The organism is Pradoshia sp., assembly GCF_051873915.1.
Classification (GTDB): Bacteria; Bacillota; Bacilli; order Bacillales; family Pradoshiaceae; genus Pradoshia.
The window spans coordinates 51932-57374 of sequence record NZ_JBJEFJ010000067.1 but is presented as its reverse complement, the minus strand read 5'-3'; the positions used below and the strand labels follow the sequence as shown (position 1 = coordinate 57374).

5 protein-coding genes are annotated in these 5443 nt (G+C 44.9%); 3 read left to right on the top strand and 2 right to left on the bottom strand.

The window, feature by feature from the left end:
• Positions 1-138: 138 nt before the first annotated feature.
• The gene (locus ACI35L_RS06775) at positions 139-1005 is read left to right on the top strand and encodes an AraC family transcriptional regulator (protein ID WP_439802509.1); all 867 of its coding nucleotides are present in this window, start codon (positions 139-141) and stop codon (positions 1003-1005) included.
• Between the two features lie 47 nt (positions 1006-1052).
• Here the strand turns inward: ACI35L_RS06775 and ACI35L_RS06770 are convergent, their stop codons facing one another.
• Both ACI35L_RS06770 and ACI35L_RS06765 read right to left on the bottom strand, forming a co-directional pair.
• On the bottom strand, positions 1053-2102 hold the full coding sequence (locus ACI35L_RS06770) for a hemolysin family protein (RefSeq protein ID WP_439802508.1): 1050 nt from the start codon (positions 2100-2102) through the stop codon (positions 1053-1055).
• 56 nt (positions 2103-2158) lie between these two features.
• A complete protein-coding gene (locus tag ACI35L_RS06765) occupies positions 2159-3457 on the bottom strand; it encodes a hemolysin family protein (RefSeq protein WP_049669451.1) in 1299 nt (432 codons plus the stop codon).
• A gap of 519 nt (positions 3458-3976) precedes the next feature.
• Here ACI35L_RS06765 and ACI35L_RS06760 point away from each other — a divergent pair.
• The gene (locus ACI35L_RS06760) at positions 3977-4738 is read left to right on the top strand and encodes a carboxymuconolactone decarboxylase family protein (protein ID WP_049669452.1); all 762 of its coding nucleotides are present in this window, start codon (positions 3977-3979) and stop codon (positions 4736-4738) included.
• A 35-nt stretch (positions 4739-4773) separates the two neighbouring features.
• Positions 4774-5274, top strand: a complete 501-nt coding sequence (locus ACI35L_RS06755; protein WP_197089890.1) for a flavodoxin — start codon at positions 4774-4776, stop codon at positions 5272-5274.
• Positions 5275-5443: the final 169 nt, after the last annotated feature.

The window sequence follows — 5443 nt, the reverse complement described above, 5'->3', positions numbered from 1 at the left end:
CGGATGTTTCAATAGGCAAAAAGGATTGTCAGCATCTGTGAAGAATATTTACAAATAGAATCTATCTGAAGTGAGCACAGATGAACAGGATTACCCGCTGCCAGGTTGGTAGACTGAGCAATGAGAGGAGGAGTTCATATGGAGGGCCTGCAACGAATGATTGATGGCATTCATTATATCGAGAATCATCTGACAGATGAGCTGCGGATAGAGGAGATTGCGGCTGCTGCTTGTATGTCGAAATTCCACTTCCAGCGGCTGTTCAGCATGCTGACAGGCTATACAGTCAGCGAGTATATCCGCAATCGGCGGCTAACCGTTGCTGCACAGGAGCTTATTCATACGAGGGCAAAGGTCATTGATGTGGCAATGAAGTATGGCTATGACAGTCCAGAGTCATTCACAAAAGCCTTTCAGCGCATCCATGGTATTACGCCGTCAGCGGTCAGGAAAGACAGCCGATTCTTAAAGGCTTATCCAAGACTCTCCTTTCAAATTCAGATAAAGGGTGATGTGGAAATGGAATACAGGATGGAGGAAAGAGCGGCTTTTACGGTTGTAGGAAAGAGCATTCGGACAACGGCAGAAGGAGGTCAGAACCATCAGGATATTGCGGCCTTTTGGATTGAAGCGAATGGGAATGGATTGGCCGCAGAGCTTGCGAAGCAGTCGGGTCCGCTTGGTCTTTTAGGTATCTGCCTTGATTTCGATCAGCTGCAAGAGAATTTATCTTATATGATTGCTGCTGAGAAGCGGGATACATCTATTCATGCGGGATGGGAGGAGCGGGTGATTCCGGCAGCAGCTTGGGCTATCTTTCCGGTAAAGGGTGCTATGCCTGATGCCATGCCAAAGGTATGGGAGCGGATTTTCTCTGAATGGTTCCCGTCTACTGGCTATGAGCATGCAGGAGGGCCGGAGATGGAAGTGTATATGTGCGATGGAGATCCTTCCTCGGATGATTATTATAGTGAAATTTGGATACCGGTTAAGAAGGATAAATAATAAAAAGGTTCGAAGTCCACAAAGACTTCGAACCTTCCGTTTGTTCATTAATCACTGCTGGAAGACTCTTCGCGAATCTCGCCAACGATGTTTTCTAATATATCCTCCATTGTCACGAGACCGGTAATCTGTCCTGTCTCGTTAGTCACGATAATCATATGCATCCGGTTCTTTTGCATCTCCAATAGCACGCTCTTGATTGATGCAGTTTCTGGAAATGACGGAATCTCATGAATGAAATGTGTGACAGCTTGATTGCGTCCGGCTGCGATATTGGTGAGCATTTCCTTCGTATTAATGAAGCCAATGATATGGTCTGAACCTGCAGCCTCCATCACTGGGTACCGGGTATATTCCTGTTGATCAAGGACAGCGATGATATCATCCACAGTCATCTGTTTCGTCAGGTAGACCATTTCCGATTTTGGTATCATGATATCCTTTAATACACGGTCCTCGAATGAGAAGATATTCTGAAGGTACGAGAGCTCGGTTTCGTTGATCTCACCGCCCTTATAGCTTTGGGTGACAATCAGCTGAAGCTCTTCCTCTGAATAGACCGTCTCATGACCAGCAGGCTTCACGCCAAACCATCTGAGGAATACACGTGATGAGCCGTTTAAGAACCGAATAATCGGATTGGTGATTTTTCCAAACCAATAAAGCGGAGCAACGAGCATTAAGGTGACTCGTTCAGAATATTGAATGGCGAGTGTCTTCGGTGCCAATTCGCCAAAGACAACATGCAAGAATGTGACAATCGCCAGGGCAATCGCATAGGAAAGCACAGTTGCTAATGCATCTGCAACCTCAAATCTCTCGAAGACCGGGTGGAGCAATTTCTCAACGGTCGGTTCTCCTAATGCTCCGAGTACCAATGCTGTAATCGTAATCCCAAGCTGGCAGGCAGATAAATAGTAATCTAGGTTTCCGGTCACCTTCTTTGCCAAGACCGCCTTTTTATTTCCCTCGGCAATCAGCTGTTCAATTCTTGACATCCGCACCTTCAAAATAGCAAATTCTGCTCCGACGAAGAAAGCCGTCAATCCAATAAATACAACGACCAAAAATAAGTTTAAAGCAATTAATCCGTCCAATTAGTTCCTTCTGTTTAAGAAGGATTCACCTCCAAATGAATTAAGATCGTATTCTATTAAAGCTTCCGCAGGGTTACTTGTTTGATAGAGTGGTTGTCCATTTTTTCAACCGACCACACGTATTCCCCATGTTTCACTTCATCACCTTCATGGACTTCTTCGATGCTTTGAAGATGAATCCAGCCAGCGATTGTATCCACATCATCACTTTCTTCAAATGTCAGTCCAAATCGATCTTCAATCTCGTCTAATAGGACGCGGCCGTTCATGAGATAGCGATGCTCTCCAATGGCCTGTATATCTGCTGTCTCTTCTTCGTCAAATTCATCCCGAATCTCTCCAACGATTTCCTCGAGCACATCCTCCAATGAAAGGATTCCTGAAGTACCGCCATATTCATCAATGACAAGGACCATATGAACCTGTTCCCTTTGCATCGTCAAAAGAGCATCCTGAATCCGTGTTGTCTCAAGTACGAATGGTAATTCCCGGACGAAATCCTCCGGCTTAGAATCCCGTTTCGCAACAATCTGAGTGAGCATCTTCTTGACGTTCAGGATTCCAACAACTTTATCTTTATCCCCGTCCTCAACAACAGGATAGCGGGTGTAATTATTCTCATCCAAAATAGAAATGATTGTGGGATAGTCCATGCCTTTATCAAGTGTAACCATCTCTGTACGCGGAACCATAATATCCTTTGCGACACGTTCATCAAAGGAGAAGATATTCTCCATATAGGAGAGTTCTGTCTTATCAATTTCCCCGCCCTGGAAGCTCTGGGCCATGATAATCTTCAGCTCTTCCTCTGAATAGGCTTCATCATGTCCGGCAGGCTTTACCCCAAATAATCGCAGGAAAAGACGAGATGTTCCGTTCAATGCCCATATGAAGGGGCTCATGATTTTCCCAAACCAGTAAAGAGGCGGGGAAAGAAGAAGGCTCATTCGTTCAGCATATTGAATGGCCAATGTCTTCGGCGCCATTTCCCCAATGACAACATGGAGGAAGGTGACGAGTATAAAGGCAATTGCATAGGAGAGGGCAGAGGATAGAGCCTCTGAAACATTTAAGACATCAAATAATGGGTACAATATTCTTTCAACAGCCGGCTTCCCAAGCGCACCAAGCCCAAGGGCGGTAACGGTGATGCCGAGCTGACAGGCAGACAGGTAATAATCGAGGTCGCTGGCCACTTTCTTGGCTGTAAGGGCTTTTTTATTTCCTTCAGCGATTAATTGGTCGATCCTAGACATGCGGAGTTTGACGACGGCAAATTCAGCCCCGACAAAAAAAGCGGTCATAATGAGTAAGATGATCAAAAGTATCAAATTTGTGAACGTAATTATATCCAATTACTTCCCTCAAATGAGGGATTCACCTCCAGGTTTATATTCTGAATCTATTTAATAGTTGGAAAATATTTGGCAGTATGGTGCCAAAGTACGTAAAACCTTGCTGTAACTAAGGTTTGATGGCCGGTAAGGCCGAATGAATCATGAGGTATTACAAACACGTTCCCAACGCGGCCACCTCCCTTTAATTATTATTTTGGCAAAAGTATAGCATATGGGTGAATTCGCCGTACAGTAAAATGATAGATGCTTTTATAGGAAAGAAAAAAGTGGAGAGAGGCAGTTTTTGAAGCATAGATAAAGGGTAAGTATAAGAATTTGAAGGGAAACATTCGGGATAATTTATTATTTACATAATAGTATAATCTCGTTGAGTTGGATTGAATGTTAAGTTATGAACTTATGGACATAAAGTTTTGTTCAATTTTGAGCATGTATTGGAGTCCTGAACAAGCTGGGACATCGATGCTGCTATACAGGAAGAAATGAAAACATGGATTGTCATTGGAGGCTGAAGCAATGAGTATAAGTGAAACTGCGCATAAGAATCATGAAAAGCTCTTTCCGGAACGTCAATCAACCTGGAAGGTCACCGACCCTGAGCTGCTAGAGATCTTTGAGAACTTTGCCTTTGATGAGGTGATGGAGCATGGGAAGCTGGATGAAAAGACAAGAATGCTGGTTATCCTTGCTTCCTTGATTGCTCAGCAAACCTTAAGTGAATACAAGACCATGCTGGAGGCAGCCTTGAATGTCGGCGTAAAGCCGATTGAGGTAAAGGAGCTTGTCTATCAGTCGGTACCTTATTGCGGATTTGCTAAAGTAGTGGATTTCATCGACTCTACGAATGAAATCTTAATCAAGCGCGGCATTGAACTGCCATTGAAGCGGCAGGCAAAGGTCACGAGGGAGACGCGCTATGAGAAAGGGTTTGCCTTGCAGAAGGAAATCTTCGGGGATGAAGCGATTGAAACGATGTACCGGAATTGCCCGGATAATCAGCTGCCTATTCAGCGCTTTTTATCGGATAATTGCTTTGGAGATTATTACACCCGCCAAGGCTTGGATTTGCCAATGAGGGAATTGCTTACTTTCTCGATGATCCTTTCACTCGGCGGATGTGAGCCGCAGGTGAAGGGACATATTCAAGGAAATGCCAATGTCGGCAATGATAAAGAAATGCTATTTGATGTCATTGTGCAGCTGCTTCCTTATCTCGGTTATCCGCGGACATTGAATGCGATTCGCTGCTTGAATGAGGCTTTGCCTGATGAACAGTAATTCGTAACCACATATTTGAGAATGGAGATGGACATATGATGAAAGCATTGATTGTTTATTTCACTCGAAGCGGGAATACGGAAACCGTTGCTCATACTATTGCGAAGGAGACAGGGGCGGATACCTTTCATCTGCGGCCGGCCTTTTCTTATTCTTATGATTACGAGGAGTGTGTGGAGGAAGCGACTAGAGAATATGACCGCCATGCGCGTCCGCTTTTAGCATCTGTTCCTGAGAATATGGATCAATATAATGTGGTGTTCATCGGGTACCCTATCTGGATGGGAACCATGCCGATGGCCATGTTCACATTCCTTGAAGAAACAGACTTTTCCGGTAAGCGGATCATTCCATTTTGTACTCATGGCGGCAGCGGCTTAGGCCATAGTGAACAGGATATTGTGAAGCTCTGTCCAGAGGCGACCGTGCTAAAGGGTATCGCAATTGATGGACAACATGCGGGGTCAAGTGCGTACAAAATCGAAGAATGGCTGCACAGACTTGGGGTTGAAACCATCAGTCATCGCCGGGTTTGATTTCATTGAAGAATGAGGAAGGCTCTCTGCTTGCTTAAGCAGGGAGCTTTTTGCTAGGGGGGATTTGTCAGGAGGCAGCCCTGATGACGCTGTTTTGGTTCGTGGGTAGTTCGAAGGGCGTATGGTTTCGCCTATGCACTCGGTTTATCGCTCATCCCGCATGATTATC

What these genes read in the sequence shown, in the direction of transcription:
- ACI35L_RS06775 (WP_439802509.1), top strand. Translation starts at nt 139, where the DNA reads ATGGAGGGCCTGCAACGAATGATTGATGGCATTCATTATATCGAGAAT.
- ACI35L_RS06760 (WP_049669452.1), top strand. Translation starts at nt 3,977, where the DNA reads ATGAGTATAAGTGAAACTGCGCATAAGAATCATGAAAAGCTCTTTCCG.
- ACI35L_RS06755 (WP_197089890.1), top strand. Translation starts at nt 4,774, where the DNA reads ATGATGAAAGCATTGATTGTTTATTTCACTCGAAGCGGGAATACGGAA.